Consider the following 25648-nt stretch of genomic DNA (forward strand, 5'->3'; position numbering starts at 1 on the left):
AGGCTTAACCATACAACACCGAAGGGGTTTTGTGGGCTCAATTAAAGAACATTGAATGTGAAGAACGAAGACAGCTTTCCGAATTTAAGAATTTGCTTGGCGACCATAGCGTTGCGGACCCACCTGACTCCATGCCGAACTCAGAAGTGAAACGCAATAGCGCCGATGGTAGTGTGGGGCTTCCCCATGTGAGAGTAGGACATCGCCAGGCTTGATAAACGTTTTCAGATTTTATTTTCTTCAAGAAAATCATCTGAAAATAACACTGAAATATAGCATTTTTAATATAAGACTAAATTTCGGTAACAATTTGTGGAGAGATGGCTGAGTGGTCGAAAGCACCGGTCTTGAAAACCGGCAACCGTTAATAGCGGTTCTAGGGTTCAAATCCCTATCTCTCCGCCACTATTAAAAAGCCCGCTGAATATCAGCGGGCTTTTTGCTTTTTTGATTCTGCAATAAGAAAGGGTCCATATATAGGTATCAAGGATCGTTTCGAATTTGAATTTTTTAAAATCGTCCAGTATTTCCTGAGATTACTTAGGGTGTTTAGAGCGGGAGTTATCCGTGAAAAGCCCATATAGTCGGGCAGATAATAGATGGAGTCTGGGTGGCATTGCTTGCCAAATTCTTGCACGATCTAAGCGCATCAGTCAGTCGTACACCTTGTGTATTATGAGCTTTGTCTTTGATTCGTTGGCTCCATTGTTTTCTTTGAACAGAAGTTAAAAACGGTGCCCTTCCGGTTCTTGGCTTTCCCAACAGTCCTGCCAAGCCTTCTTCCTGAAAGGTTTGAACCCACTTATTGACACTGCTACCGCTCACCTTTAGAAATTTAGCGATTTGAGTGCGAGAGCGTCTACCTTTGAAATGAGCAAGGGCCAGCAATCTCTCTCATCTGAATGGATTTTTGCTGACTAGTAAGCTTTTTGATGTCGATATTTTGGGGTGGTTTGCTGCATATAAATCCGCACATTGAATAACCTTAATCAGATTATGTTTTACTTAGATTACTCTTACTTAAAGTGATTGATATAAAAAAGCCGATGCTTTGGCATCGGCTTTCAGTTTCGCTCTGCTTAAATGAATTAAGCCTGCTCAGGTTTCAGTAAGCTTAACGCTTTGCGAGAAACTTCTGCTGCCGCTTTCGGGTAGTTTTGTTTCTCTAAACTATCAGCAAGGTAGGCGTAATCAGAAATATTGGTTCGGATAGACAAGGCTTTTTCTAGGTGCTCTTGTGCTTGTGACCATTTTTGTTCGCGCATATAAAATTGAGCGAGAGAGCTATGAGCTTCTGCATTATTACCATCTTTCCTAATGGCTTCTTGCAGAAGCAATATAGCAGGATGACTATCAAGCAAGTTCAGCTCTGCCAGTAATGCATACATTTCTGACGATGGGTGTTTCTTTAGGGTTTCTTTGATGATGGTATAGGCTTCTGAATCGGCTTTTCTTTGAATCAGCAGTTTAACAAAGCACTGAGTTAAGTTGGGTTCAGCTTTGGTTTTTCTCGGAAGTTTATTCCAGTAATTGATCAACCCTTCACTGCCTTGCTGTTGAGCGATATCTGACATTAATCCTGCTTGTGCTTTTTGGGTGAGCAGAGCTAATTCTTGATCGTCTAATTGTTTCGCTTTATGAAGTTTTGGCAGCAAAGTGAGAAGCGGCTGCCATTGATGGAGGTTCAGGTACGTCGTTTTTAGGAGATTAAGCACAATCGTATTGTTAGCATGCTGTTCTTCTAGCGCCGCCAAGGTTACGAGTGCTTTATCGTATTCTTCTTGCCTAACTTGCTGTTTTGCTCGGGTGAGTTCGACAGCGAGGCTTGAGTTTTCTTGCTGACTGGCTAAGTTTAAATAGTGATCACGCTTAGCGGTGTCACCCATACCATGCGCTGCTTCAGAGGCAACAAGATAGCAGAGTAAAGGCATATCATGGTGGTTAGCCCAGCGAGTGACTTTTTTCTCTGCTTGTTTCCAGTCACCTTCAAGAAGTTTTATGATGCCTTGATTAGTATAACGACGAGAGCGTTTCAGTTTACGCACGCTGAACCAATTCCAAGTTGTTGAGCTTGCGTACATCGCTTTTTTCAATAGGTATTCTAGACCGAATAACCCAGCTAAAGCTGCGATTATGAAGATAACTAAAGTTGTGACGCTCATCTCTATAGTTTTGTTCGCAATAGAGATGAGCACATAACCTTGCTGACCTGAGTATTGAGTACCAACAAATAGACCCGCCCCTAAAATCGCAAAGAGGAAAATGATACGAAACATTATTTTTCCTCCGTAATGACGGATGAAACTTCACGGCGCAGACGTTCAGTGATGATATCTGCCAGTTTGTTTTGAGTTTCAAATTTTACAGGGTATTCAACTTGTATGTTCTGCTTACTTAGTTGCAATACCGTATCGTTGAACTGTTTGACGGCGTTGTCATTTTGGTTAAAGAAAGCGGCTGACCATTTGTCTGCGGTGGTTAATGCTGTGGTATAGATCTCTTGCTGTTCGACGTAGACCGCTTTGATTGCTGTCTCTAATTTGGCTTTTAGATTTTCTTTTAAATAAAAGTGCTGTTGTGGTGACAGCAAAGGCACGACGTTGCCATCACGAGTTCGGAAGGTAATAAAGTTTTCCGAGAACTCTTTGAGGGAAGTCAGCAGGTTATTTTGCCAATCATTGATGTTTTCTGAGACGTGAGCGACTGGTTCTTGTTGTGCTTCAGGCAAAATGGCGTTCGCTAGAGGTAGTGCATCGACTTGTTGTTGCAAGCTAGTCAAACGTAAAACTAACCCTTCTCGGTCAACAAGAGGTATAACTTTCAGTTTCGTGATGTCATTAGCCATCGCTTTACGCAAAGGAACCAAACTAGGGTCATTTAATGCCGCAATACGTTGGTCTGCACTTTCCATTAGTTGGGTTGCGCTGACAACATCATGCTCTAGAAATAGTTTACGTCCAGCCAGCTTGACCAAGTAGTCTGCTTCGGCAAGTAGCCAATCATTAGGACGACGACCTTTAATATCAGCGACAGCCAACTGTAAGCTCTCAATACTTTTTTGTTGTTGAGCCAAAGAAACTTCTGCTTTATGGGTCGCTTCTGCCGCTTTAGCTATAGTGTCTTGCTTTACTTGGTTGAGTTCAGTTTCTACATTGCGTTGAGTCTGGGTCAGTTGTGTTTTTAACGCTGCAATTTCTGCTTGATAGAAGGCGTCTTTCTGCTGCATTTGAAAGACAATGCCACCGCTAAAAATAACCGATAGAACAATGGCAACAGCGGCCAGTTTCACTCCTCGCTTGCCCTGTTTCTCTTCATTTTGTGTCGGTTGAGAGCTAGTAAGAGGAGGCGATGTTTCTACTTTGGATGAGTCAACATTAGTGGCCGCATCTTTGTCTGGAGAAGAAGAAGATGCTGATGAGGTTAGTTTATCTTCAGGTTCAATATGCGGGTTCTTATTTTTACTTGTCATGCTTAGAGTCCTGTTTATGTTGGCTAAGAGTAGCCACGAGTTCGGTATTGGATGCGCTTTTTACGTTAGTGACACAACTAAACCCCATGAGTAGTGCCGCTTGTCGAATGCGCTCACTGGGGACAAAAAGATGTAAATTAAATAACCATGGCAATGCAATTTCAGACATTTGAGTAACCAAAAACTCTAACTGTTCACCACTGGTTACGACTAATTGGTGAACATTTTGCTGTTGCCAAATTTGAGCGTGTTGGTTGGCCGAGAAAGCCAGCATAGTGCGCTGATACACTTCTTTATAGGTCACCTTTGCACCACGCTCAGTCAACGTATTGTGGAGCAGTTCTCTTCCACCATTACCACGTAAAATCATGATCTTAAGACCTGATATTGACTGTAATAGCGGCATTTCGATGAGATGCTCACTATCACTCACCGCGGGGTAGTGTACTTTTTGTTGGCTTAGTTTGCTTAAAACATGTGCAGTTTTTTGACCAACGGCAAGGTATCTTGCTTCATTTGGCCAAAAAGATCTGTGATCTTGCAAAAATTGGTGGCTAAATGTGACTGCATGTTGGCTGACCGCGATAATGATGTCGCAGTTGTGAATGTCTGGCAGTAAAAGTGGGAGATCAACTCCCGCTTGAATTTGAATAAGCGGATGGTGTATGGCAGAAATGCCGACCTCCGCGAGCTGTTGGCATAGTTCAAGCCCTTGAATTTCAGGACGAGTGACCAGCACTGCCATGATTTATTCGTGCTCGCAGTAGAGTTTGGTGAGAATTTCTCGAGCTCCTTCATTAAGGAGTTGCTCTGCCAGTGAAATACCTAGTTTTTCAGCATCAGAACGATGGCCTCTAATTTCACCACGTACAATTTTGGAACCATCAGGTTCGCCAACTAAGGCTCTCAGCCATAGTTGGTCACCATCCAGCAGCGCATAGCTACCAATCGGAACTTGGCAACCACCCTCTAGGGTTAAGTTCATCGCTCGCTCACATAAGACGCGATCTGCCGTGTCTTTGTGGTTTAATGGCTCTAGCAGTGTTTTCAAGCGTTGATCATCGATGCGACATTCAATACCAACGGCACCTTGACCAACAGCAGGTAGTGATTGTTCTGGTTCGATGAAGCTACGAATACGTTGTTCCAGCTTTAATCGTTTCAAACCGGCGGCAGCAAGAATAATAGCGTCGTATTCTCCAGCATCTAATTTACCTAAGCGAGTGCCTACATTGCCACGTAATTCTTTGATGACTAGGTCTGGGCGAGCTTCTTTTATCTGACATTGGCGACGTAAGCTACATGTCCCCACGATGGCTCCTTGTGGCAATTCATCAATATTGTTGTAGCCATTGGAAACAAAGGCATCACGAGGGTCTTCACGCTCGCATATCGTGATTAGTCCTAATCCTTCAGGGAAATCGACGGGGACATCTTTCATTGAATGAACGGCAAGGTCGGCACGACCTTCAAGCATTGCGACTTCGAGTTCTTTAACAAAAAGCCCTTTACCGCCAACTTTAGCTAAAGGCGTATCCAAAATGATGTCGCCTTTGGTTACCATGGTCACCAATTCCACCTCTAAGCCGGGATGAGCTGCTTGTAGCGCATCTTTAACATAATAAGCTTGCCATAAGGCGAGTGGACTTTTACGAGTGGCAATTCGAATAGGTGTACTGTGATTCATGATAATCCCGCATGAAAGAAATGAAGGGCTTAATCCTACCATCCCATACTAGAAAGGTTTACTACTAGATCGCATCAGTGAAAAATTGCTAATGACATAGCATAGATTGGGTAAAATAGTGTGATTTAGCTCTCCTTTATATAATGGGCTATTATTACAAAGTCTAGATAGCAACGACACTGTAGCGAGTCAGTGAAAGTAGAGTGGTCAATAGAGGTAGCTTTGGTGTGATATGCGCCGAGATTACTTTACCAAAACAAAAGAAAGTGTTAAATTGATCACGTTTTTTCGGCGCTTTAGAATAAAAGATAATCAAGGCGCTTATTAATGTTTCAACCAAGGAATCAACCTTGCAGGCTTACACAAAGACGTTAATCAAACGATTAGATAATCTTAACCAGCAACGAACTGATCGTGCGCTGGCTCTTATGGATTTGCAAAGTCAGCGTGTATTCCATTTTATCCCCGCTTTATTTCACTTTAATCACCCGGTTATTCCTGGCTATTACGATGCTAACGTCCCTTATGGCATACATAACTTCGAACTCAATGATGTTCAGCGCCAACTGATTGAAGATACCGAGCTAACGTTAGGTCAATCATTAAAAACCTCACAAACCCCGGCCATTCTTGGTTTGTATACGATGGGAAGTACCTCTTCGATCGGTCAAAGTACATCCAGTGATTTAGATATTTGGGTTTGTGTCTCATCAGAGATGAGTTGCGATGAACGTGAAAGCTTAAGTAATAAATGCTTATTGATTACCGATTGGGCGAAAAGCCAAGGGGTTGAAGCTAACTTTTTCTTGATGGATGAAAAGCGTTTTCGCAGTAATCACTCCGAGCAAATGACGGGTGAAAACTGTGGCTCTTCGCAGCATCTTTTATTGTTGGATGAGTTTTATCGCTCGGCTGTGCGTCTTGCTGGTAAGCGTTTGCTGTGGCAAATTGTGCCGCCTGAAATGGAAGAGTGCTACGACGAATACGTCAATCAGTTGTGTAGTAAAGCTTACATTAACTGCGAAGAATGGATTGATTTTGGTAAGCTCAATCGCATTCCGGCCGAAGAATATTTCGGCGCTAATCTTTGGCAACTGTATAAAAGTATCGACTCGCCCTACAAGTCGGTACTGAAAGCTATTTTGCTTGAGGCGTATTCGTGGGAGTACCCACATACTCAATTACTTAGTATTGATACCAAACGCCGTTTTTTCGCTCACGAGCCTGATCTTTATAGCATGGATGCCTACTATTTGATGCTCGAAAAAGTGACGCGTTACCTCGAACGCATTGGTGACTCCGCTCGTCTTGATTTAGTCCGTCGCTGTTTTTATCTCAAAACACATGAAAAATTATCGCGTGAGCCGGGTATCGGTTCTGTGGCATGGCGTCGTGAAGCGCTAGGTCACATGATTAAACAATGGAATTGGTCTGAGTCGGTGGTACAAGAGTTAGATAACCGCCGCAACTGGAAAGTCGCACAAGTTAAAGTAGTGCACCATGCTCTGCTTGATGCCTTAATGCTGAGTTATCGAAACTTGATTCAGTTTGCACGCCGCAATGACATTACTTCTGCTATCAGTCCACAAGATATCTCTATTTTAGCGCGTAAATTGTATGCGGTATTCGAAGTATTGCCGGGTAAGGTTACGCTGCTGAACCCACAAATTTCTCCAGATCTCCATGAGCCAGACCTCTCCTTCATTGAGGTTCGTGAAGGCCGAACTAACAAAGCTGGTTGGTATCTCTACAAGCAGCCATTAGTTGCTCATCGCCTTATTGGTCAGCCTTTTTTAGAGCATAATGAATACTTGAGTAAGTTGGTTTCTTGGGCATTTTTTAATGGTTTGATCACCGAGTCGACACGTTTGCATTCCGTGGTGCGTGATGCTCATTTGGATATAGACAAGTTCTACCAAATGGTCAGCGATTTACGTAATACCTTTTCGTTACGCAAACGTCGTCCAACGATGCAAGCGTTGGCTAGCCCTTGTGAAATAAGCCAATTGGCAATGTTTATTAACTTTGAAAATGATCCAACCGCAGAATTGAGTGGTAAGTCGTTAAAAGTTGATTTGAAAAATATTGATATTTTCAGCTTCGGCTCAGAACAAAAAAGTTTAGTGGGCAGTGTTGATTTAGTGTATCGCAATTCATGGCACGAAGTGCGTACGCTGCATTTTACTGGTGAAACCGCAATGCTTGATGCATTGAAAACGGTGCTTGGAAAAATGCACCAAGATGCACTTCCACCGGAATCTGTTGATGTTTTTTGTTACAGTAAAAACTTACGTGGCGTGATGCGTAATATGGTGTACCAATTGCTCGCAGAATGCATTGAGTTACGCTTAAAACCAGTTGAGCAAGAAAAACGTCGTCGTTTTAAAGCATTGCGCATTGGGGACCAAATGTATGGTTTGTTCTTCGAACGTCGCGGTGTATCGGTACAGAAATTAGAAAACTCGGTCGATTTTTATCGCAGTATTTCAACCAACAAGCTGAAAGGCTCACCACTGTTAATGCTCGATCGCGATCAAGATTATCAGCTCCCTGAAGTGGTTGATGGTTTTGCCAGCGAAGGTTTGGTGCAGTTCTTCTTTGAAGATACTGACAAAGGCTTCAACATTTATGTACTAGATGAGTCTAATCAAATTGAAGTGTATCACCAGTTTAGTGGTGAAAAAGATGAGATGATTGCCAGCGTAAATGGTTTCTATACTTCAGTGCTAGATGATAACAAGCTGTCGGCTAAGTTCATTAACTTCAATTTGCCTCAGTATTATCAGATAGTACATCCTGAAGACGGCGAAAGTTATGTTGTCCCTTATCGTAATGATTCAGCTCTTTACTCTCGCCCTTCTAAAGCGGTTAATGCTTAACAGTGATGGAACCAAGCTACCGTTGAAATAGCGCAACTTGGTTCCTTCTTATTTAGATTCCAACGCCTATTTAACGATAGCGCTCTCAACTAGATAGAACCTTATCATCGCCACTCGATACTTTCACCAGCGTGTTTTTCACACTCTTGTTTGACCATCGCAACCAATTCCAAGCCAGTTTTTGAGCAGATCCATTGGCCATCTTGCAGTTTGAAATGAAACCCACCCGATTTAGACGCAAGCCAGATTTCATGCATCGGCTCTTGGCGGTTAATGATGATTTGGCTACGGTCATCAAATTCTAACGTCATGACATTGCCAGACGTTTCGTAATCGATGTCTGCGCCAGCATCATCGATAGCTTGTTCAATAATTTCGAGCTGCTCATCGACTTGTTGATGAAATTCAGTATCGTTCATCCTATCTATCCTATTGCTTTTCCTGATTGTGGTGCGATTATAGGGGGCATTGAATCAATAATCACGATATGCAAAATGAAAAAATCAATCACTGCACTATTTATGTTGTCAGTCCTTGCATTGGCAGGCTGTGGTCAAACCGGCCCATTGTATATGCCAGATGAACCGACGCAGAATGAACAACCTCAGCCATAGTGGTTGATTTAGATTAAGGGAAACGAATTTTGGATTACTTCAATTATCAGGACGATGGCCAACTTTGGGCTGAAAATGTCTCACTCTCTCATTTGGCTGAGCAATTTGGCACGCCGTTGTATGTCTATTCACGTGCGACGCTAGAGCGTCATTGGCATGCCTTTGATGAGTCAGTCGGTGAGCACCCACATTTGGTGTGTTATGCCGTAAAAGCAAACTCGAATTTAGGTGTGCTGAATACTTTGGCGCGTTTAGGCTCTGGCTTCGATATTGTATCGGGTGGGGAACTCGAACGTGTTGTGGCTGCCGGTGGTGACCCATCTAAAGTAGTCTTTTCGGGTGTCGGTAAAACCGAAGCGGAAATGAAGCGTGCGCTAGAACTGAAGATTAAATGTTTTAATGTTGAATCTGAACCAGAGCTGGAACGCCTCAATAAAGTGGCAGGAGAGCTTGGTGTGAAAGCGCCGATTTCTCTGCGTATTAACCCTGATGTTGATGCGCAAACTCACCCTTATATCTCAACCGGTTTACGTGATAATAAATTTGGTATTGCGTTTGACCGTGCGCCAGATGTTTACCGCTTGGCGCAGAGTTTAGAAAACCTCAGCATACATGGCATTGATTGCCATATCGGTTCTCAATTGACAGCGATTGCGCCATTCATTGATGCAACTGACCGCCTGTTGGCATTGATTGATGACCTTAAGCACCAAGGCATCAACATCAAACATTTAGATGTCGGTGGTGGTTTAGGGGTTGTGTATCGTGATGAACTGCCTCCTCAACCCTCTGACTACGCAAAAGCTTTGCTTGCCCGTTTAGAAAATCATCAAGATTTAGAACTGATTTTTGAGCCTGGCCGAGCGATTGCTGCTAATGCGGGCGTGCTGCTGACTCGAGTTGAATTTCTCAAACATACCGAACACAAAAACTTTGCCATTATTGATGCTGCAATGAATGATTTAATGCGCCCTGCGCTGTACCAAGCTTGGCAAGATATTGTTCCTGTTGCACCGCGTCAGGGTGAAGCTTCAACCTATGATCTCGTTGGGCCTATCTGCGAAACGGGGGACTTTTTAGGTAAAGACCGTTCTTTAGTCCTTGCTGAAGGTGATTTGTTAGCAGTTCGCTCTGCAGGGGCTTATGGTTTTGTGATGTCTTCAAACTACAATACACGTACTCGCGTAGCGGAAGTGATGGTTGATGGTTCACAGCATCATCTAGTTCGCCAGCGTGAAGAACTATCGAGCCTATGGGCATTAGAGAGTATTTTGCCGGAGTAAATTGAAGCACTATGCATTTCCATTTTTCTAAAATGCACGGTTTGGGTAATGACTTCATGGTTGTTGATTGCATTACACAAAACGTCTTCTTTTCCCCTGATTTGATCCGCCGTTTGGCGGATCGTCATACAGGTGTGGGTTTTGATCAGCTTTTAGTGGTTGAAGCCCCTTATGACCCCGAAAGTGATTTCCACTATCGTATTTTTAATGCCGATGGTAGTGAAGTTGAACAGTGTGGTAATGGGGCTCGCTGCTTCGCACGGTTTGTTCGTATGAAAGGGCTGACCAATAAATACAGCATTGGAGTGACGACCAAAAAAGGCAAGATGATTCTAAATATTGAAGAGGATGACCAGATCACCGTCAATATGGGGATCCCTGAGTTTGAGCCAAATAAAATCCCATTCCGCGCTAAGCAAGCAGAGAAGACCTATATTATACGAGTAGAAGATAAAACTATTTTCTGCGGCGCAGTGAGTATGGGCAATCCGCACGTAGTAACCGTGGTCGACGATGTTGCTACTGCTGATGTAGAAACACTAGGCCCGCTACTTGAATCTCATGAACGTTTTCCAGAACGCGTGAATGCTGGCTTTATGCAAATTGTTAATCGCAATGAAGTTAAACTGCGAGTTTATGAGCGCGGCGCGGGTGAAACGCAAGCCTGTGGTAGTGGTGCGTGTGGTGCTGTGGCGGTAGGTATTGTTCAAGGGTTATTAGCTGAAGAGGTCAAGGTACACCTACCGGGTGGTTCATTGCATATTCAGTGGCAAGGTCCAGGCAAGCCGCTATATATGACGGGGCCTGCAACCCATGTGTTTGATGGCCAAGTGTCTTGTTAAGTTAAGGAATTGTTTTGTCGCAAGTTGAAGCGGATGTACTTACAGCTGAAATCGTAGCGGAGTACTTACGGGATCACCCTGATTTTTTCCTCCATCGTTCAGAGTTGGTTGATCGACTTTCTTTACCGCACCATCAGCAAGGTGCAGTCTCTTTGGTGCATGTGCAGCTTAATCGTCAGCGTCAGCGTATCGAAGAATTAGAAGAAGAGATCACCGCTTTTATGTCTCTAGCGGCCAATAATGACCGCACTTTTCATGAATTTATGGATCTTCAAGAGCAGATCCTAAAATGCAGCGATATGACGCAAGTGGTAAAAGCGATTGAAAATAAAGCGCAAGCATTAGGCTTGTTAGCTTATGTGCGTTTACTGGCTTCTCCTAAAGCGGATTACCAAATCACACAGGAACAATGGCAGCGTTTTTCAACCAACCATTTCAACGGTAAGGCGGCGTATTTGGGCCGGATGAGAAAGGTTGATCGCCAAGCGTTATTTGGTGATGAAACGCTAGCACCAGAAATGGGTTCTTATGTGGTACTACCATTAACCAAAGCGTCACCGCAAGGTATTTTGGCTTTCGCCAGTGAAGATGGCGGTCATTTCCAACCGAGTATGGATACGCTTTTCCTGCGTCACTTGGCGTTAGTTTTATCTCACCTAATTGATACTCTACCTTGGCAGCCTATTGAGCATGAGCGAATCAGTCATACCTCTGTCTAACGGCTTGCAGCAGCCCTTGAATCGCTTCTATGAATATCTACGAAGTGAGAAAGGGCTGAGCTTGCACACGCAACGTAATTACAAGCAGCAACTTGAAACGATGGCGCAGCACCTAATGCAAATGGGGCTAAAAAATTGGCAGCAGGTTGATGCAGCTTGGGTGCGCCAATTAGCCAGTAAAGGCATGCGAGAAGGTATGAAGGCCAGTAGTTTGGCGACGCGTTTATCTTCATTACGCAGCTTTTTTGATTTTTTGATTTTACGTGGAGAGATCACTGCTAACCCGGCTAAAGGTGTATCGGCCCCGCGCAAAAAGCGTCCATTACCGAAAAACTTAGATGTCGATGAAGTTGCACAACTTTTGGAAGTGAATGCTGATGATCCGCTGTCAGTGCGTGATCGCGCCATGATGGAGCTGATGTACGGGGCTGGCTTGCGTTTAGCTGAATTGGTGAGTATTAATGTCAAAGACATTAACCTTAGCCAAGGTGAAATTCGAGTAGTCGGTAAAGGTGACAAAGAGCGTAAAGCTCCATTTGCTGGCAAAGCAAAAGAGTGGGTCGCGAAGTGGCTAAAGTTACGAGCTCAGTTGGCTAATAGCGATGAAAAAGCGCTGTTTGTTTCTAAGCTAGGTGTCAGAATCTCTCACCGCAATGTACAAAAGCGTATGGCGGAGTGGGGACAGAAACAGGCGGTATCTAGTCATATCAGCCCGCATAAGTTACGTCACTCGTTTGCGACTCATATGCTGGAATCAAGCAATAATCTTCGTGCGGTGCAAGAGCTGCTTGGCCATGAAAATATCTCGACCACACAAATATACACGCATTTGGATTTTCAACATCTTGCTCAAGCGTATGACCAAGCGCACCCCAGAGCAAGAAAAAAGAAACAAGACGAGTAACTCATGCATTTTTATCGCAGTATTGGGCCAATTAAAGCAATGAGCTTTGATTTAGATGACACGCTCTATGATAACCGTCCAGTGATACGCCACGTCGAGCAGCAAATGGTGTTATGGCTACATAGTCATCATCCGCTGTCGGCCACACGTTCTTTAGCATGGTGGCAGCAACTCAAATTGCGCTTAGTTCAACAGCAACCTTTGCTGCACCATGATGTTACTCAATGGCGTTTTAAGCAGATTGAACAAGGTTTGATTGAGCTAGGTTACAGTGTGGAACAAGCGCTTGAGGCGGCAAATGCTGCGATTGAAGAAGTATTACGCTTGCGAAACCTTGTGGCGGTGCCGCAAGAGACTCACCGCGTGATGACGGAGTTAGTTAAGCGTATGCCGCTAGTCGCGATCACCAATGGTAATGTGGATCCGCACCGTATCGGTTTGGGTGACTATTTCGAAGTGATTTTAAAAGCTGGGCCGGATGGTTTTGCCAAGCCTCATCCTGAATTGTTTGATAAAGCGCGTATCCATTTGGCATTGCCAGCAAACTCAATTTTGCACGTCGGTGATCATTTAGTGACTGATGTGCAAGGCGCGAAATGCAATGGTTTTCAAGCCTGTTGGTACAATGACCAAGGCAATACCTTGCTTGCCAACCGCAAGGCAAAAATCTTACCGGATATTGAAATCAACCAATTGAGTTCGTTACTGCTGCTTTAATGCATGGCCGCTTTTGTCGGCCTGATAAACCTTCATGTAGTAAGCAAAAAAATCTCTTAGTGTGTCAGCATTCGTTGTTTCATTGATATGGTTAAGCAGTTCAAGCCCCACTTCCAAAGTACATAAATTTCCTTCACTTTGGTTACGCCTTAATGTGTAGAGTGACTGGTGATGAGGCGTGAGGTGTACGTGTGGTAATGCTGACAACCAAGGGCTTTTATTGATCATCTTCTTCGCTTCTTGCCAGGTGCCATCAAGAATAATAAACAATGTGTTTTCAATGTTTGCCGAAGACTGACATTGTTGTTCGTCGAGTGGTTTGCTGTATGGTGATGGGAAGATGAGCACAGGCGTGAGTCGTTCGCTTTCAATGAGTATTTGTAATGACTCTGCGGGCGATACACGGCTCCACACATGCACTGAAGCCTGCGGCAAGCTGCACAAGAGTAGCTTGCCAGTATTGGTTGCTCTGCGTTGTTCATTTTCATGCATCAATAATGCAACGCGTAGCTTACTATCGAGTCTCGGATAAGCTTGGCAAACACATTGATGCACGAAACCGCAGCGCGAACAGGGTAATTGGGAATTCATTGATTACTGCGCTAGATCTTCAGTAAACAGCGTTAATCCACCATTACTGATGGGGTAAATAATGTCGCCCACCTTTTCTTTTTCTGCTTGGATCTGATTGCCATTACGAGTGAAAATGCGTTCCGCAAGCAGGTATTGCCGCTGATGACGAGTCATCACAACGTGCACTTGTTTATCATTAAGCTGCTGCCAGAATCCTTTTTCAACCATAGATGGGTCACCATTGTTGTAGTCGTAGCTGGTGGTTGCCGAATGGTCAGCATTTAGCTGTAAGCTTACGCTAAAGTTATTGTTTTGCGTTGACGCGGCTTGGTAAACACCAACCCATTGCAGAGTTGGGTCGCTATTGCCTAACGTCGCACAGCCTTTATAGGTTTTGCCGTCCAGAGTTAAGCTAGAACGCCATCCATAAAAACTATCACTCATCCCATCGTTACAAGCTTGTTGCTTAAGTTGCAGTGAGCCATTTTCAAACTGGTAGTCACGTTGTTGTGCAGATAGTTGGCGTTGAGTGATCGGCAACTGCTGTTTTTCACCACTAATGGTTTGAAAAATAACGGTATTACTATCAAAGCTAGCAGACCATGATGGCTCATTACCGAAAGCTCGCGTTGGTTTGAGTGGTTGGTTGCAACGTTTAGGATTTTCAGCACTGAGTAGATTAATGCTCTTTACTTCTAAGCGTGCATTGTAGTCAGCATCTAATCCTATTTGCTTTGGGGCTGCTAAATAACCTACAACTTCACCGTACATTGGTTGGTAGGGTGAACGAGATAATAGTAAGGCTTGTTTAGCTTGCTCTGGGGTTAAAGCCAACCAATACTGTTGGTTGCTGCCGCAAGGTGTAAACGTTCGGGCTTCATGACCGACCACGATTTCACCACGCATCACAAAGGTTTGTGGTGTTATAGTGCTTGGCTTGTCGAGTGTCGCGCTGGTTGTTGCTTCAACAGAAGCTTGTTGCATTGAGCAAGCCTGCAGTGCTAGAGCTGACAATAATAGGATAGGGGTGTTAAACGCCTTCATTGAATACCGTCCTTAAGACAAACAGATAGGACAATATTATGGCACATTGGGTGCTTAGAACTGAACTTAAGCCCACGTTAATTAACAGTCAGCGAACAAAACCTTGGTTTTGGTTGATATTCGCTACTACGTAGTGGGCTTCAAGCGGCGTACTCTAGAGGGCATGCAAACGTTGATGACTAGAATAAATGTTCACGCAGATAATGAGCGACAGCATCTTCAGCGTTACTGCCAATAACGGTATTGTTTGGCAATGCTTTCATCACTTTTGGATGCGATGTATTCATCACTAACCCTTTACCTGCCATGGATAGCATTTCGACATCATTCATGCCGTCGCCAAAAGCGATGCAGTTGTCGAGGGTACAACCAAGCGATTCAGCTACCACTTTAAGCGCATCACCTTTTGACACTTCGGCCGCCATGACTTCCAAGCACCAAGGGGTTGAGAAAGCAACGTTGAGCTTATCACCAAATTTTTCGTTCAGACGGTCTTCAAATTGAGTGAGTAGCTCATGATCTTTGCTTGGGTGTGTAAAGAAAATTTTCGCAATGCCATCGGTTGGAGCATGGTCTATATCAAATACTTGATAGTTAAAACCACTCTCTTTATGGAAATTACGCAGGGTTTCGTCTTCTTTATTCAATAGCCAAGATTCATTTCGATAGATATGGACATAGATTTGTGAGTCTTGTTTAACAACGTCAATTATCGCTTGAACGAGATCTTGTGGAACATTCTTGCTGTACATTAAGTTGTCGTTTTGGTCATGCACGCGAGCACCATTTGAGGTGATCATATAAGCGGGGATGCCCGCTAACTGACGAATACCTGCTACATCCACGTGGTGACGACCGGTTGCAAAGATAAAGGTAAAGCCTTTTTGGTGCAGCTCTTTCAGTGTTTGCTTTGTAAAGTCGCTCAACTGATGATTTGGGGCAAGCAGAGTCCCGTCGAGATCGGAAGCGACAATGTGAATAGCGTTATCTTTGCGTTCGGTGGTCATAAAACCCTCATTATCATGGTTATTTGGGTTTGTTCGCTCTGGTCATGAACAAACCTTTAGGTTGCCTAGTCTACGCCATATTAAAGAGGAAAAAGAGGGTAAAACTGCAAATTGAAATTTCCCCATTTCCCCCACCATTTAGGCTTTGCTTTCTATCTGCTGAAACAGTTCAAATATTGCATCAAGAGCCTGGTTTCTGTAGTCATCTTTCTCAAAAAGTAGCTCATGTTTAGCCTCATTAATGGTAACTAATTGGCTATCTGGGTTGGTTTTTGCCAATTTAGTCGCAAAGCGAATTTGATCGGCATTACTGACTATGGTGTCTTGCCCAGCTTGTAGAATTAAAGTCGGTAGTTTTACTTGTCGAGTGAGTAACTGGCATTGTTTGACAGCCATCAATCCTTGCCATACCCAGCGCGTCGTTGGGCCACCGATTTTCAGCTCTGGTTTGTGTTCATACAGCTCTCTAAACCAACGGTAGCGTACTTCACTTTGCGTTAAAGGGTTCATTTCGAAAGGTTTCGGGGTATAAGCCTGATAACCTGGAGCGTAGGTTGGTTTCGAGTAGATTGCTGTTAACACTTGGCTCAGTTGCATCGCCACTGGGCGTAACTGCCAAGGCATATTGACGCCAAACATCGGGGCGCTGAGAGCCATGGCGTCGAAATTATGCTCGGGATGTGTTTGCACATATCGTGTTGCGACGGCTCCCCCCATGGAATGAGCTACAATAAAACGATGCGAATAACGGCTAAGATCAAAATATTGGATCAGATGGTGCAAGTCTTGGACATAGTCATCGAATTCCTCGACATAGCCCATTTGTGGGTTGTCGATTAGGCGTTGAGAAAGCCCTTGACCACGATGGTCAAAGGAATAAATGTCGTACCCTTGTTGGAAAAGGTCATAAAACAGCTCTTGATACTTCCAACATGACTCAATTCTGCCGTTCACTACCACAATCGCTTTAGAGTGTTCGGATGAGGTGAGCTTGCAGCAATAAATTTTTGTTTTATCGAAAGATTTGATGAAATTTTCTTCTTTAGAATGCCAGAAATCGGCAATCGTGGTATTGATCACTTGCTCAAAAGATGACTCTTGAGTATAACGTGGAGTGTTTTGACTCGTCTGATTCATAGATATTCTTTATTGGACAGATCCGAGGGATAATTTGTTTACGCTAGATTAGTCTAGTCGAGAGGAATTGCAATGGATACTCATGTTTGGTTCGCCTATGTGCTGACCGCGATTGTGTTTAGTTTGGCGCCCGGTTCGGGCACAGTCAATTCCATTAGCAACGGGCTTAGTTATGGTACTCGCAAATCTCTGGCGGCGATTGTTGGTTTGCAGATAGGGCTAGCGTTCCATATTATTTTGGTTGGCGCGGGAATCGGTGCGTTAGTAGCACAATCAGCGTTGGCATTTAGCATCATCAAGTGGGTTGGTGTGGCTTATTTGGTTTGGCTTGGTATCCAAAAATGGCGAGATCATTCCAGTTTAGTGACCAGTGCTGCCGAACAAGCACTGTCGAGTGGCTCCTTATTGCGTCGTGCGGTATTGATTAACTTGACCAATCCCAAATCGATTGTCTTTTTAGTGGCACTTTTTCCTCAATTTATTGACCCAAGCAAAGATCAACTGACTCAGCTACTTGCATTGGGTGTTACCACCGTAGTGATTGATTCTATCGTGATGTTGGGTTACACCTCATTAGCGGCTCAGATGGGACGTTTTATTCGTTCTGATCGCGTTATGAGTAAAATCAATAAAGTGTTCGGGTCAATGTTTGTTGGGTGCGGTGCGTTACTTGCTGCAGCGAAGTCTTAACGTGTTGCTACTTACTCAAGTCGTCGTTAGTTAGATGTATTATACCTACGTAGCTCGACAACCGATTCTCAACGCGAAGCAACACACGCTTGGTTATGAACTCCTATTTCGAGACGGAGAAAATAATGCTTTCCCTGCTCATATTGAGTCAAATCGTGCCACTTATCGTCTGATTGTTGAAAACTTCCTCTCTGTTGGGATGAATCCTGCAATTGCCAAATCGCGTTGTTTCATCAATTTCCCCTATAAGAGTTTAATTCGTCGTCTGCCACTGACCTTGCCAAGAGATCAAATCGTGGTTGAAGTGTTGGAAACTTGTGCTCCAAGTGATGAGTTATTGGATGTGATTAAAGATCTTTATAAGCGCGGTTATATTGTGGCGTTGGATGATTTTGTGTATTCGCATGAATGGGAACGATTCCTACCTTATGTGCACATCGTTAAACTCGATATTATGGCGCTGGGCTTGGAAGAAGCGTGCGAATTTGTTCGTAAGCGGATTGCAGAGGGAAGTAAGCGACGTTTTTTGGCAGAGCGAGTAGAAACTGAGCATGAATTTAATGTTACGCGCTCCGCTGGGTTTACTTTTTTCCAAGGCTATTTTTTCAGTAAGCCACAGATCATTAAGCAACGCTACGTTAGCCCCGAGCAAATTATCGCGTTAGAGCTGTTTCGTGAAGTGTGTAAACCTGACGTCGATTTTGAGCGAATTGAGTGCATTATGTCGCAAGATGTTGCGTTGTCATACAAACTGCTCAGATTTGTTAATACCATGTCGGATCGCCTCTCGATGCCGATTTCCTCTTTTCGTCAGGCTCTGGTTTACCTTGGTCAAGACCGGTTGAAAACGTTTGTTTCATTGGCCGTGGCTTCGTTCGTTTCATCCAAGAAGCCGAAAGAGTTGTATAACTTATCGTTGCAGCGAGCTCAGTTTTGTCAGTTAATGGCAAGCCATCACTCGCTATACGAATACCGTGAACAGGCTTTTTTGATTGGTCTTTTTTCAGTACTGGATGCTCTGTTAGATATCTCTATTGAAGAGCTTGTCGAACAATTACCGCTTTCTGACGCGGTGAAAATAGCCCTGCAAAGGCGTGAAGGTCCTATTGGTGAGCTGTTAGCGCTAGAAGAGTGCTTTGAACAAGCCGATTGGCAAGGTGTGGAAGCGCGTTGTGATGCGCTTGGTTTGGAGTTAGGCGTTGTCAGTGACGAATTATCTGCCGCGTTGCGTTGGAGCCAAGATGTGAATCGCTTAATTTAACGTGAATTTTTTATGACATGAAGAGCACGCGCCTTGACGCGTGTTTTTTTATTTCTAATATATATGGATATGCGTATGTGTGAGATTGAAATATGTTGCCTCATCAGTTTTTTAAAATGTTGTCCGATGAAACCCGCCTGCGGTGCTTGTTGCTTATTGCCCGTGAAGGACGCTTATGTGTGTGCGAGTTAACGGGCGCCCTGCAACAAAGCCAACCGAAGATATCACGCCACTTAGCCCTACTTCGTCAATCTGGGGTGCTGGTGGATGAGCGCCATGGGCAGTGGGTCTATTACCAAGTATCCAATCAATTACCTGGTTGGTTGCGTAAAGTAATTGAAGGACTTAAAAATTCAAATTGTCTGCAGCAGCAATATGCTGCTGACAGCCAACGTTTACAGACAGAAACTCAGCGCCCATGTGCCTGAACAAGAGAGATAATCATGACGATTAAAGTAGGAATTAATGGATTCGGCCGTATCGGTCGTTTGGCAATGCGCGCCGCGTTTGATTGGTCAGAAATAGAATTTGTACAGATCAACGATGTCGCTGGTGATGCTAAGACCTTGGCTCATTTGCTCGAATTTGACTCTGTACAAGGGCGTTGGCAGCATGCGGTTAGTGCAGAAGAAGAGATGATTATCATCAATGGTCAACGCATTAAAACGACTCAAGAGCGTGAAATTGCCAGTGTTGATTGGTCAGGATGTGATGTCGTTATTGAGGCGACAGGCGTGCACCGTAGCCGCTCTTTTTTGAATCAGTATCTTGAGCAGGGAGTAAAGCGAGTGGTCGTTTCTGCGCCTGTTAAAGAAGAGGGTATTGCCAATATTGTTGTCGGGGTCAATGACCATATTTTTGATCCACAGCTGCATCGTATTGTCACGGCGGCTTCTTGCACAACGAATTGTATTGCCCCGATTGTTAAAGTGATTCATGAGCAACTAGGCATTGAGCAATCTTCATTTACGACTATTCATAACCTAACCAACACGCAAACTATTTTGGATGCGCCGCATAAAGATTTACGCCGCGCTCGAGCTTGTGGTACCAGTTTAATTCCGACTACCACAGGCAGCGCGACTGCCATTGTCGAAATATTTCCAGAACTGGAAGGAAAAATTAATGGTCACGCGGTACGTGTGCCGCTGGCGAATGCCTCGTTGACCGATATTATCTTTGATGTCAAAAGAGACACCACAGCGCAAGAAGTCAATGCACTGCTGAAAGTAGCAGCACAAGGTGAACTGCAAGGTATTCTTGGTTATGAAGAACGTCCATTAGTGTCGATTGACTATAAAGGCGATCAACGCTCAACCATTGTCGATGCACTGTCAACGATGGTGGTCGGTAAACGCATGGTGAAGATCTACGCGTGGTATGACAATGAAATGGGCTACGCAACGCGCACCGCAGAGCTGGTCCGTAATGTTGGCTTGGTATAGGGAGCTAGAAATGACACATCCAACTTGGGAATTAGCGGTTGATGAAGCGGCATTAATCCTTACACCATGTCCGGGCACGAAGGGCGTAAGCTTGGAAACATCACTGCGTCAGCTAAAAGCGCAAGGGGTAGCCGCGCTTGTTACGGCAATCAATACTAGTGAAATGCAAGAGAAAGGCGTGCTAGCGCTAGGTGAAATGACCCAAGCGCTTGATATGCAGTGGTTCCATTTACCTATTGAAGATGATTGTGCCCCTGATGCTGACTTTGCCTCTCAATGGGCAAGCATTGGACCACAATTGCAGTCACTGTTGGACAACAAGCAAAAAATTGCGCTGCACTGCATGGGAGGCTCTGGTCGAACTGGGTTACTCGCTGCTCATCTTTTGTTAGATCGTGGTTGGGATATCAATACGATCATTGAACGTGTTCAAGTGCTGCGTCCGGGGGCTTTTACCAAGCCAGTTCAATGTGACTATATCCAGGCTGTTGCTCAATCTGCCTAATATGATGAGCTTTGGGACTATGATGTTCTCAAAGCTCATTAACCTCTCCTTTCAATGCTTACAGTGGCTATCTTATGTTTTCAACATTGGAAAAAAGTATCCGACAATACATTTTAGTGACGTTTAATTATTGGAACTTCACACTAACAGATGGTGCTTTACGCATGCTGGTGGTGCTGTATTTTCACGACTTGGGTTACGGCACACTCGCCATCGCTTCTCTGTTTCTGTTTTATGAGTTTTTTGGTGTTGTGACTAACTTGATCGGTGGTTGGCTAGGAGCACGTTTAGGCTTGAATAAAACCATGAACATCGGTTTGCTGATGCAGATTGTTGCGTTGAGTATGCTGGCGGTTCCCAATGAGTGGTTAACCATTGTGTGGGTAATGGCGGCGCAAGCACTCTCAGGCATTGCGAAAGATCTCAACAAAATGAGTGCCAAAAGTGCCATCAAAACGTTGGTGCCTGATGATCAGCAAGGCGCATTATATAAATGGGTCGCCATCCTAACTGGCTCTAAAAATGCGTTGAAAGGGGTTGGTTTCTTCCTTGGTGGAGTACTGCTGTCTTTGTTTGGCTTCCAATATTCAGTGATTTTAATGGCTAGTATGCTTGGTTTGGTGTTGATTGGTAGTTTAATTGGACTCGATACCGATCTTGGCAAAGCGAAAAACAAACCAAAATTTAGCCAGCTTTTTTCTAAATCAGACTCAGTAAATATTTTATCTGCGGCGCGCTTATTCTTATTTGGTGCTCGTGATGTTTGGTTTGTGGTGGCTTTGCCTGTTTATCTTGGCACTGTGTTTGGTTGGGACCATTTGTGGGTAGGTGGCTTTCTTGCTGCGTGGGTAATTGGTTACGGTATGGTACAAAGTATTGCACCGCGCATAACAGGAAAAGCGCAAGGAAAAGTACCGGACGGCAGCGCGGCTGTTGGGTGGGTTGGTTTACTTGCCGTAATCACAGCTTTGATTGCCTATTGTGTGCAAATAGGTTGGCAGCCGCAGTGGGTGATTGTCATCGGGCTGATGTTGTTTGGTGCTGTTTTTGCGGTTAACTCTTCGCTCCACTCTTATTTGATTGTCAGTTATGCCAAAGGTGATGGCGTGTCACTGGATGTTGGATTCTATTACATGGCCAATGCCATGGGGCGCCTAATTGGCACTATTCTTTCAGGCTACGTGTTTCAAGTGGCTGGGTTGGCGGCGTGTTTATGGGTATCATTTGCTTTTCTTGCCATCACGACCTTAATTTCTTTCAAATTACCTAAAGCTTCATTACAAACGGTTTAATACTTTTTAACTTAAATTTGACGCAGTGCTTCGCTGCGTCTTTATTTTTATTGCTATAGTCAGACAAGTTTCTTTTCAAATGAGTAGCTTATGAGACAGCGTGTCCTCTTTTTTGATCTTCTCCGTTGTGTGGCAGCGGTTGCTGTTATTGGCATTCATGTTCTGGCTCCTTATCGTCAGCAATTTGGTGATATTCCTTTTGAGCAGTGGCTGACCGCGATTACTGTTAATAGCGTTAGCCGTTGGGCTGTTCCGGTATTCATTCTTATTTCCGGTGCATTAATGCTCAGTGATCGACGCCCTTTTGATGCGAAATATTATGTAAAGCGACGTTTAGGCAAAGTGTTACTGCCATTTTTAATTTGGTCGTTGTTTTACGCTTATTTGTCCGGCTGGAGTGCTGACGGGTTTAATGCTCAAGTGGTGAAAGATGTATTGATCCATAGCCCAGAGCATGCGACTTACTACCATCTTGGCTTTTTCTACTACTTTATTCCGCTCTATTTTGTGATTCCATTTCTGCAAGTCTTGGTGAGACGAGTAGATGATAAAGCCTTGTATGCGTTGGTCGGTGTATGGTTACTTACGACCACCTTATTTCTGTTCGGGATTGATGGCCCCTGGAGTCATGAACTGTGGTTATTTTCTGGTTACTTGCCTTTAGGTTATATCCTTTATCAAAAAGTGCCGTTAAATCGTCTATCGGTTACAACGGCCACGCTACTTGGAGGCATTGCTCTATTTACGACGATATGGATGGTGACGAGCCATAGTATTGCGGCTGGTGAGTATACGATAGGACGCTGGCTTTCTTATAAAACGCTAAATGTGGTGTTAGCTGCCAGCATGGTCTTTATGCTGTGCCGTTATTTTGGTGAGGGGTTATCTGCCCGTATAAACCAAGTGGTGAGTTTTATTAGTCAATACAGCTTGGGCATTTATATTTTACATCCGATTTTCTTATGGCCCGTGAAAGCATATGGATGGGATCAAGGGCATCCAGCTTGGGTTATTCCGTTGTGGATTATCGTCAGTGGTGCGGGATCACTCGCTGTCAGCTGGCTTGTTTCCCGTTCGGCTAAAACGCGCTGGCTACTCCCTTAGCGTTTGAGAGCAAAGTGTAGAAATTTATGACCGCAATAGGTCAGCGTCCCTTGGTCGCCTGGGTTTAATGCATGGTAATAATGTACGCCAACTTGGAATTCTCGTTTAGGGCCTATTTTGCCTTTCTGGACATAAATCCAGAACTCTTGGTCTTCTTCACCGGGGCGAGGATGGGGAATAGCAATGGATTGTTTGTCGATTATGGTGACATTGGCTGTACGCTCGGGAGCATTTTCACCTTGCATGTGACGACGATAAAAATGGTTAAATGCCCAAGCTGCTGCAATGGCCAGTAAAGCTACTGTGATGATCAAGAAAAATGGCATGATGCACTCCTTAGGGATGAAGTCACTATTTTAACGAGCAACATATATTAAAGAGTTATAAGTCTCAGCAAAGCGTGATCTAGAATTGTTTAGAGAATTTTTTTTCGGCTGATATCACACTTTATTGGCAGGTTAGCCAACTAAAATAAGTCATAACCCTTCGAAAAAGTATGATACAGATAGTTAAGCTCCACTATGATTGGCAAAGGAGGGCGGTCATGTCTGATATTGAACAAGTTGTACTGCGAACGCGTAAATTAGAAACCTTACTAAGAGAGCAGTATCACGCCAACGGTAAAGGCCTTCACCAGTTGATCACTAGTTGTGAAGAGCGCTTACCACACGATGTGATTAGTAAGCTGCGTTATATTGCGACAATTCGTAATAAGGTGGTACACGAAGAGGGGTACCAATTAGATAATCGTAAAGAGTTTTTGAATGTTTGTGGAGAGTGTGAGAAGGAGTTGACCCCGCGGAGTGGCCGTTTTATTTGGCGTGTTGCGATTTCATTGATGACTCTGATTACACTTGCTGCATTGGCGTTTTACTACATGCATTGGGAAGTTTTATCTAAACATTTACAATGAGATAGTTAAAAATTTGATAAAAAAATGGGGATGCATGTGCATCCCCATTTTTTGTATTCAGTACTTAGTACATCATCGGCAGTGTCATTAGTCCAACGATAACTGCGATCATTACAAGTCCCTGTTTTTGAGATGAAGAAATCATAACACTGCTCCTTTAAATTAGTGAATTCATCTTATGTCTTTTACAATAGCACTACTTTAGTGGCTTGATCAACATCAATTTGATGAAGTATCTAAAAATATAACTAAAAGTGGCTTGTATTGACCTATATTGGCTATGTTTAGTTATGTTTTTGAAGTGGTTGTATAGTGTGCTTGTTGGGTTTTATTTAACCTTTTATGTTTTTATCTTGTTGTTTTTTATTGATTTTTAAAGTTTGAATTATTGTTATTGGTATGGTTTTTTCTGGTTTTGGTGCTTGGGTGATCTCACTCTGTCAAAGTTTGGTGAATTCTCATTTTCTGAGAAAAAATGAATGGTTTTTTAGTGGTGGATGTATTGCTATCTGGTTAGTACGGTATTTATTGATATTAATCTCATGATTATCGCTTTGATTTTGCTTCTGGTTGGGTTGTGTGGTTTTATGATGGCTTGTTTTTTATAGTTATATGTTTTTATTTGATTTTTTATTTCTAATTTAAAAATTATGGTCAGTGATATGTGCGTTTTTTGGTTGGTGTTTCTTTTTAAATTCAATAAAAAACAGTGTTTTCTATGGTGGGGTGGTGCTGGACTGCAAAAGTGTATGTTGTTGGATAAGTATTAGTCGGTGGCTTATTATTTATCTGTTTTAAACAACGCGAAGTGAATCCGTGGATTCGCTATCAAGATCCAACTTTTGTAGTCATATGCTGGACTTCAACGACCACATCCCTACACTGGCGGCAGATTCATAAAGGGGTAATGACATGTGGAGCTGGCTCTCCGTTGCTTTGTCAGGATTCATCAGTATTTCTGCACTTGAAAGTAACAACATAAAACAAGCAGTAATGTTTAAAACATTCAGTATGTTGCTGTTGGTTGTTATCTTATTGAGCCAAACAAATCAGTTATCTTCTCCGATGTTATGGATTAGCCTCGGTTTATGCGTATCCGCCTTCGCTGATAGTTTGCACGTACTACAGCGCTACCCAAGAGTGTGTTTTACTAGCTTTCTTTTAGCGCAGCTGATGTACAGCAAGGCATTTTGGTTGCAACTCTCAGGGGCGATGGTGTGGTGGTTACCCGCATTACTGATTGCAGCCAGTATCGTCGCCTTTTTCCTGCTACTTCCCCAAATTGATACATTAATTTTTCCCGTTGCTATTATGGGGTTGATGTTAATCCAATTGGCGTGGGCTTCCGGTGAGCTATGGTTACAAACTCATACCATGGGGGCTTTGTGCGGATTTGTGGGTAGCTTAGTGCTAATACTGTCAGCTCTTTTGTTAGCTATTCATGATTACCGTCGTCCTCTTCCATTTGGCCGCTATTTAATTTCGGGCAGCTATCTGTTGGCTCAAGCTTTGATCACCGCATCTGTGGTTTTATAAACGCTGGCTGTGACTAGCATCGAAATC

Annotated in this window: 26 protein-coding genes, 1 tRNA gene and 1 rRNA gene; 18 read left to right on the forward strand and 10 right to left on the reverse strand. The window is 43.7% G+C overall.

Translation table 11 applies throughout. The features are described 5' to 3' along the window. Nucleotides 1-95 precede the first annotated feature (95 nt). Together rrf and EYW48_RS14435 are read left to right on the forward strand one after the other, a co-directional pair. Nucleotides 96-211: ribosomal RNA gene (rrf, locus tag EYW48_RS14430) — 5S ribosomal RNA — on the forward strand. Nucleotides 212-314: 103 nt separating this feature from the next. After that, nucleotides 315-405, forward strand: a tRNA-Ser gene (locus EYW48_RS14435). A gap of 683 nt (nt 406-1088) precedes the next feature. Here the strand turns inward: EYW48_RS14435 and EYW48_RS14440 are convergent. The 4 genes from EYW48_RS14440 to hemC are packed head-to-tail and all read right to left on the reverse strand — an operon-like array spanning nt 1089 to nt 5156. After that, on the reverse strand, nt 1089-2276 hold the full coding sequence (locus EYW48_RS14440) for a heme biosynthesis protein HemY (RefSeq protein WP_274694611.1): 1188 nt from the start codon (nt 2274-2276) through the stop codon (nt 1089-1091). Beyond that, a complete protein-coding gene (locus EYW48_RS14445) occupies nt 2276-3469 on the reverse strand; it encodes a uroporphyrinogen-III C-methyltransferase (protein ID WP_277432588.1) in 1194 nt (397 codons plus the stop codon). The genes EYW48_RS14440 and EYW48_RS14445 overlap by 1 nt, the downstream gene beginning before the upstream one ends. Further along, on the reverse strand, nt 3459-4214 hold the full coding sequence (locus tag EYW48_RS14450; RefSeq protein WP_176246097.1) for a uroporphyrinogen-III synthase: 756 nt from the start codon (nt 4212-4214) through the stop codon (nt 3459-3461). Before EYW48_RS14450 ends, EYW48_RS14445 begins: the two co-directional genes overlap by 11 nt. Nucleotides 4215-4217: 3 nt before the next feature. Beyond that, a complete protein-coding gene (gene hemC, locus EYW48_RS14455) occupies nt 4218-5156 on the reverse strand; it encodes a hydroxymethylbilane synthase (protein WP_053311404.1) in 939 nt (312 codons plus the stop codon). Between the two features lie 350 nt (nt 5157-5506). On the opposite strand from hemC, the gene EYW48_RS14460 reads away from it, so the two are divergent. Continuing rightward, on the forward strand, nt 5507-8035 hold the full coding sequence (locus EYW48_RS14460; protein WP_053311405.1) for a class I adenylate cyclase: 2529 nt from the start codon (nt 5507-5509) through the stop codon (nt 8033-8035). A gap of 104 nt (nt 8036-8139) precedes the next feature. On the opposite strand, the gene cyaY is transcribed toward EYW48_RS14460, so the two are convergent. Continuing rightward, nucleotides 8140-8454: an iron donor protein CyaY gene (gene cyaY / locus EYW48_RS14465; protein ID WP_053311406.1), complete on the reverse strand. Its 315-nt coding sequence runs from the start codon at nt 8452-8454 to the stop codon at nt 8140-8142. Here cyaY and EYW48_RS14470 point away from each other — a divergent pair. From EYW48_RS14470 to yigB, 6 genes are read left to right on the forward strand one after another with little or no spacing between them, the layout of a single operon-like run. Then, the gene (locus tag EYW48_RS14470; protein WP_168523780.1) at nt 8434-8649 is read left to right on the forward strand and encodes a lipoprotein; all 216 of its coding nucleotides are present in this window, start codon (nt 8434-8436) and stop codon (nt 8647-8649) included. The two genes, cyaY and EYW48_RS14470, sit on opposite strands and share 21 nt — an antisense overlap. Nucleotides 8650-8678: 29 nt before the next feature. Then, nucleotides 8679-9932, forward strand: coding sequence for a diaminopimelate decarboxylase (gene lysA / locus EYW48_RS14475; RefSeq protein ID WP_168523778.1), 1254 nt, complete (start codon nt 8679-8681; stop codon nt 9930-9932). An 11-nt stretch (nt 9933-9943) separates the two neighbouring features. Then, the gene (gene dapF / locus EYW48_RS14480) at nt 9944-10774 is read left to right on the forward strand and encodes a diaminopimelate epimerase (RefSeq protein WP_053311408.1); all 831 of its coding nucleotides are present in this window, start codon (nt 9944-9946) and stop codon (nt 10772-10774) included. Nucleotides 10775-10788: 14 nt separating this feature from the next. Next, entirely contained in the window at nt 10789-11493 is a 705-nt protein-coding gene (locus EYW48_RS14485; protein WP_171980600.1) for a DUF484 family protein, read from the forward strand. Beyond that, entirely contained in the window at nt 11465-12397 is a 933-nt protein-coding gene (xerC, locus tag EYW48_RS14490) for a tyrosine recombinase XerC (RefSeq protein ID WP_053311410.1), read from the forward strand. Before EYW48_RS14485 ends, xerC begins: the two co-directional genes overlap by 29 nt. Before the next feature lie 3 nt (nt 12398-12400). After that, nucleotides 12401-13114, forward strand: coding sequence for a 5-amino-6-(5-phospho-D-ribitylamino)uracil phosphatase YigB (gene yigB, locus EYW48_RS14495; RefSeq protein ID WP_171980602.1), 714 nt, complete (start codon nt 12401-12403; stop codon nt 13112-13114). Here the strand turns inward: yigB and EYW48_RS14500 are convergent. The 4 genes from EYW48_RS14500 to EYW48_RS14515 all read right to left on the reverse strand — a co-directional run bounded on the left by EYW48_RS14500 (nt 13100) and on the right by EYW48_RS14515 (nt 16875). Then, complete coding sequence (locus tag EYW48_RS14500; protein WP_053311412.1) at nt 13100-13705, reverse strand: DTW domain-containing protein; 606 nt, start codon at nt 13703-13705, stop codon at nt 13100-13102. The genes yigB and EYW48_RS14500 overlap by 15 nt on opposite strands. A gap of 3 nt (nt 13706-13708) precedes the next feature. Beyond that, complete coding sequence (locus EYW48_RS14505; RefSeq protein WP_171980603.1) at nt 13709-14731, reverse strand: hypothetical protein; 1023 nt, start codon at nt 14729-14731, stop codon at nt 13709-13711. 179 nt (nt 14732-14910) lie between these two features. Then, nucleotides 14911-15738 carry a Cof-type HAD-IIB family hydrolase gene (locus tag EYW48_RS14510; RefSeq protein ID WP_053311414.1) on the reverse strand — a complete coding sequence of 276 codons (828 nt, stop codon included), beginning with the start codon at nt 15736-15738 and terminating at the stop codon, nt 14911-14913. Nucleotides 15739-15876: 138 nt separating this feature from the next. After that, the gene (locus EYW48_RS14515; protein WP_176246095.1) at nt 15877-16875 is read right to left on the reverse strand and encodes an alpha/beta fold hydrolase; all 999 of its coding nucleotides are present in this window, start codon (nt 16873-16875) and stop codon (nt 15877-15879) included. Between the two features lie 72 nt (nt 16876-16947). Here EYW48_RS14515 and rhtB point away from each other — a divergent pair, with 72 nt between their 5' ends. From rhtB to EYW48_RS14550, 7 genes are all read left to right on the forward strand, one after another. Further along, nucleotides 16948-17565 carry a homoserine/homoserine lactone efflux protein gene (gene rhtB / locus EYW48_RS14520; protein WP_277432589.1) on the forward strand — a complete coding sequence of 206 codons (618 nt, stop codon included), beginning with the start codon at nt 16948-16950 and terminating at the stop codon, nt 17563-17565. A 34-nt stretch (nt 17566-17599) separates the two neighbouring features. Then, nucleotides 17600-18826, forward strand: coding sequence for an EAL and HDOD domain-containing protein (locus EYW48_RS14525; RefSeq protein ID WP_171980607.1), 1227 nt, complete (start codon nt 17600-17602; stop codon nt 18824-18826). 92 nt (nt 18827-18918) lie between these two features. Next, the gene (locus tag EYW48_RS14530) at nt 18919-19254 is read left to right on the forward strand and encodes a metalloregulator ArsR/SmtB family transcription factor (protein WP_053311418.1); all 336 of its coding nucleotides are present in this window, start codon (nt 18919-18921) and stop codon (nt 19252-19254) included. Nucleotides 19255-19269: 15 nt separating this feature from the next. Then, nucleotides 19270-20271: an ArsJ-associated glyceraldehyde-3-phosphate dehydrogenase gene (locus EYW48_RS14535; RefSeq protein ID WP_277432590.1), complete on the forward strand. Its 1002-nt coding sequence runs from the start codon at nt 19270-19272 to the stop codon at nt 20269-20271. A gap of 10 nt (nt 20272-20281) precedes the next feature. Further along, on the forward strand, nt 20282-20776 hold the full coding sequence (locus EYW48_RS14540) for a cyclin-dependent kinase inhibitor 3 family protein (RefSeq protein ID WP_053311420.1): 495 nt from the start codon (nt 20282-20284) through the stop codon (nt 20774-20776). A gap of 74 nt (nt 20777-20850) precedes the next feature. Continuing rightward, nucleotides 20851-22068 (forward strand): organoarsenical effux MFS transporter ArsJ, encoded by a 1218-nt coding sequence (gene arsJ, locus EYW48_RS14545; protein WP_053311421.1) that lies wholly within the window; start codon nt 20851-20853, stop codon nt 22066-22068. 90 nt (nt 22069-22158) lie between these two features. Then, nucleotides 22159-23172 carry an acyltransferase gene (locus EYW48_RS14550; RefSeq protein WP_277432591.1) on the forward strand — a complete coding sequence of 338 codons (1014 nt, stop codon included), beginning with the start codon at nt 22159-22161 and terminating at the stop codon, nt 23170-23172. Here the strand turns inward: EYW48_RS14550 and EYW48_RS14555 are convergent. Then, nucleotides 23169-23498 carry a DUF2500 domain-containing protein gene (locus EYW48_RS14555; RefSeq protein WP_053311423.1) on the reverse strand — a complete coding sequence of 110 codons (330 nt, stop codon included), beginning with the start codon at nt 23496-23498 and terminating at the stop codon, nt 23169-23171. The genes EYW48_RS14550 and EYW48_RS14555 overlap by 4 nt on opposite strands. Nucleotides 23499-23716: 218 nt before the next feature. Between EYW48_RS14555 and EYW48_RS14560 the strand changes: the two genes are divergently transcribed. Continuing rightward, on the forward strand, nt 23717-24085 hold the full coding sequence (locus EYW48_RS14560) for a hypothetical protein (protein ID WP_053311424.1): 369 nt from the start codon (nt 23717-23719) through the stop codon (nt 24083-24085). A 912-nt stretch (nt 24086-24997) separates the two neighbouring features. Then, the gene (locus EYW48_RS14565; protein ID WP_176246093.1) at nt 24998-25621 is read left to right on the forward strand and encodes a lysoplasmalogenase; all 624 of its coding nucleotides are present in this window, start codon (nt 24998-25000) and stop codon (nt 25619-25621) included. The last annotated feature ends 27 nt before the right edge of the window (nt 25622-25648 follow it).

Origin of the sequence: Vibrio sp. 1180_3 (assembly GCF_029478545.1) — a bacterium.
GTDB lineage: Bacteria > Pseudomonadota > Gammaproteobacteria > Enterobacterales > Vibrionaceae > Vibrio > Vibrio aestuarianus.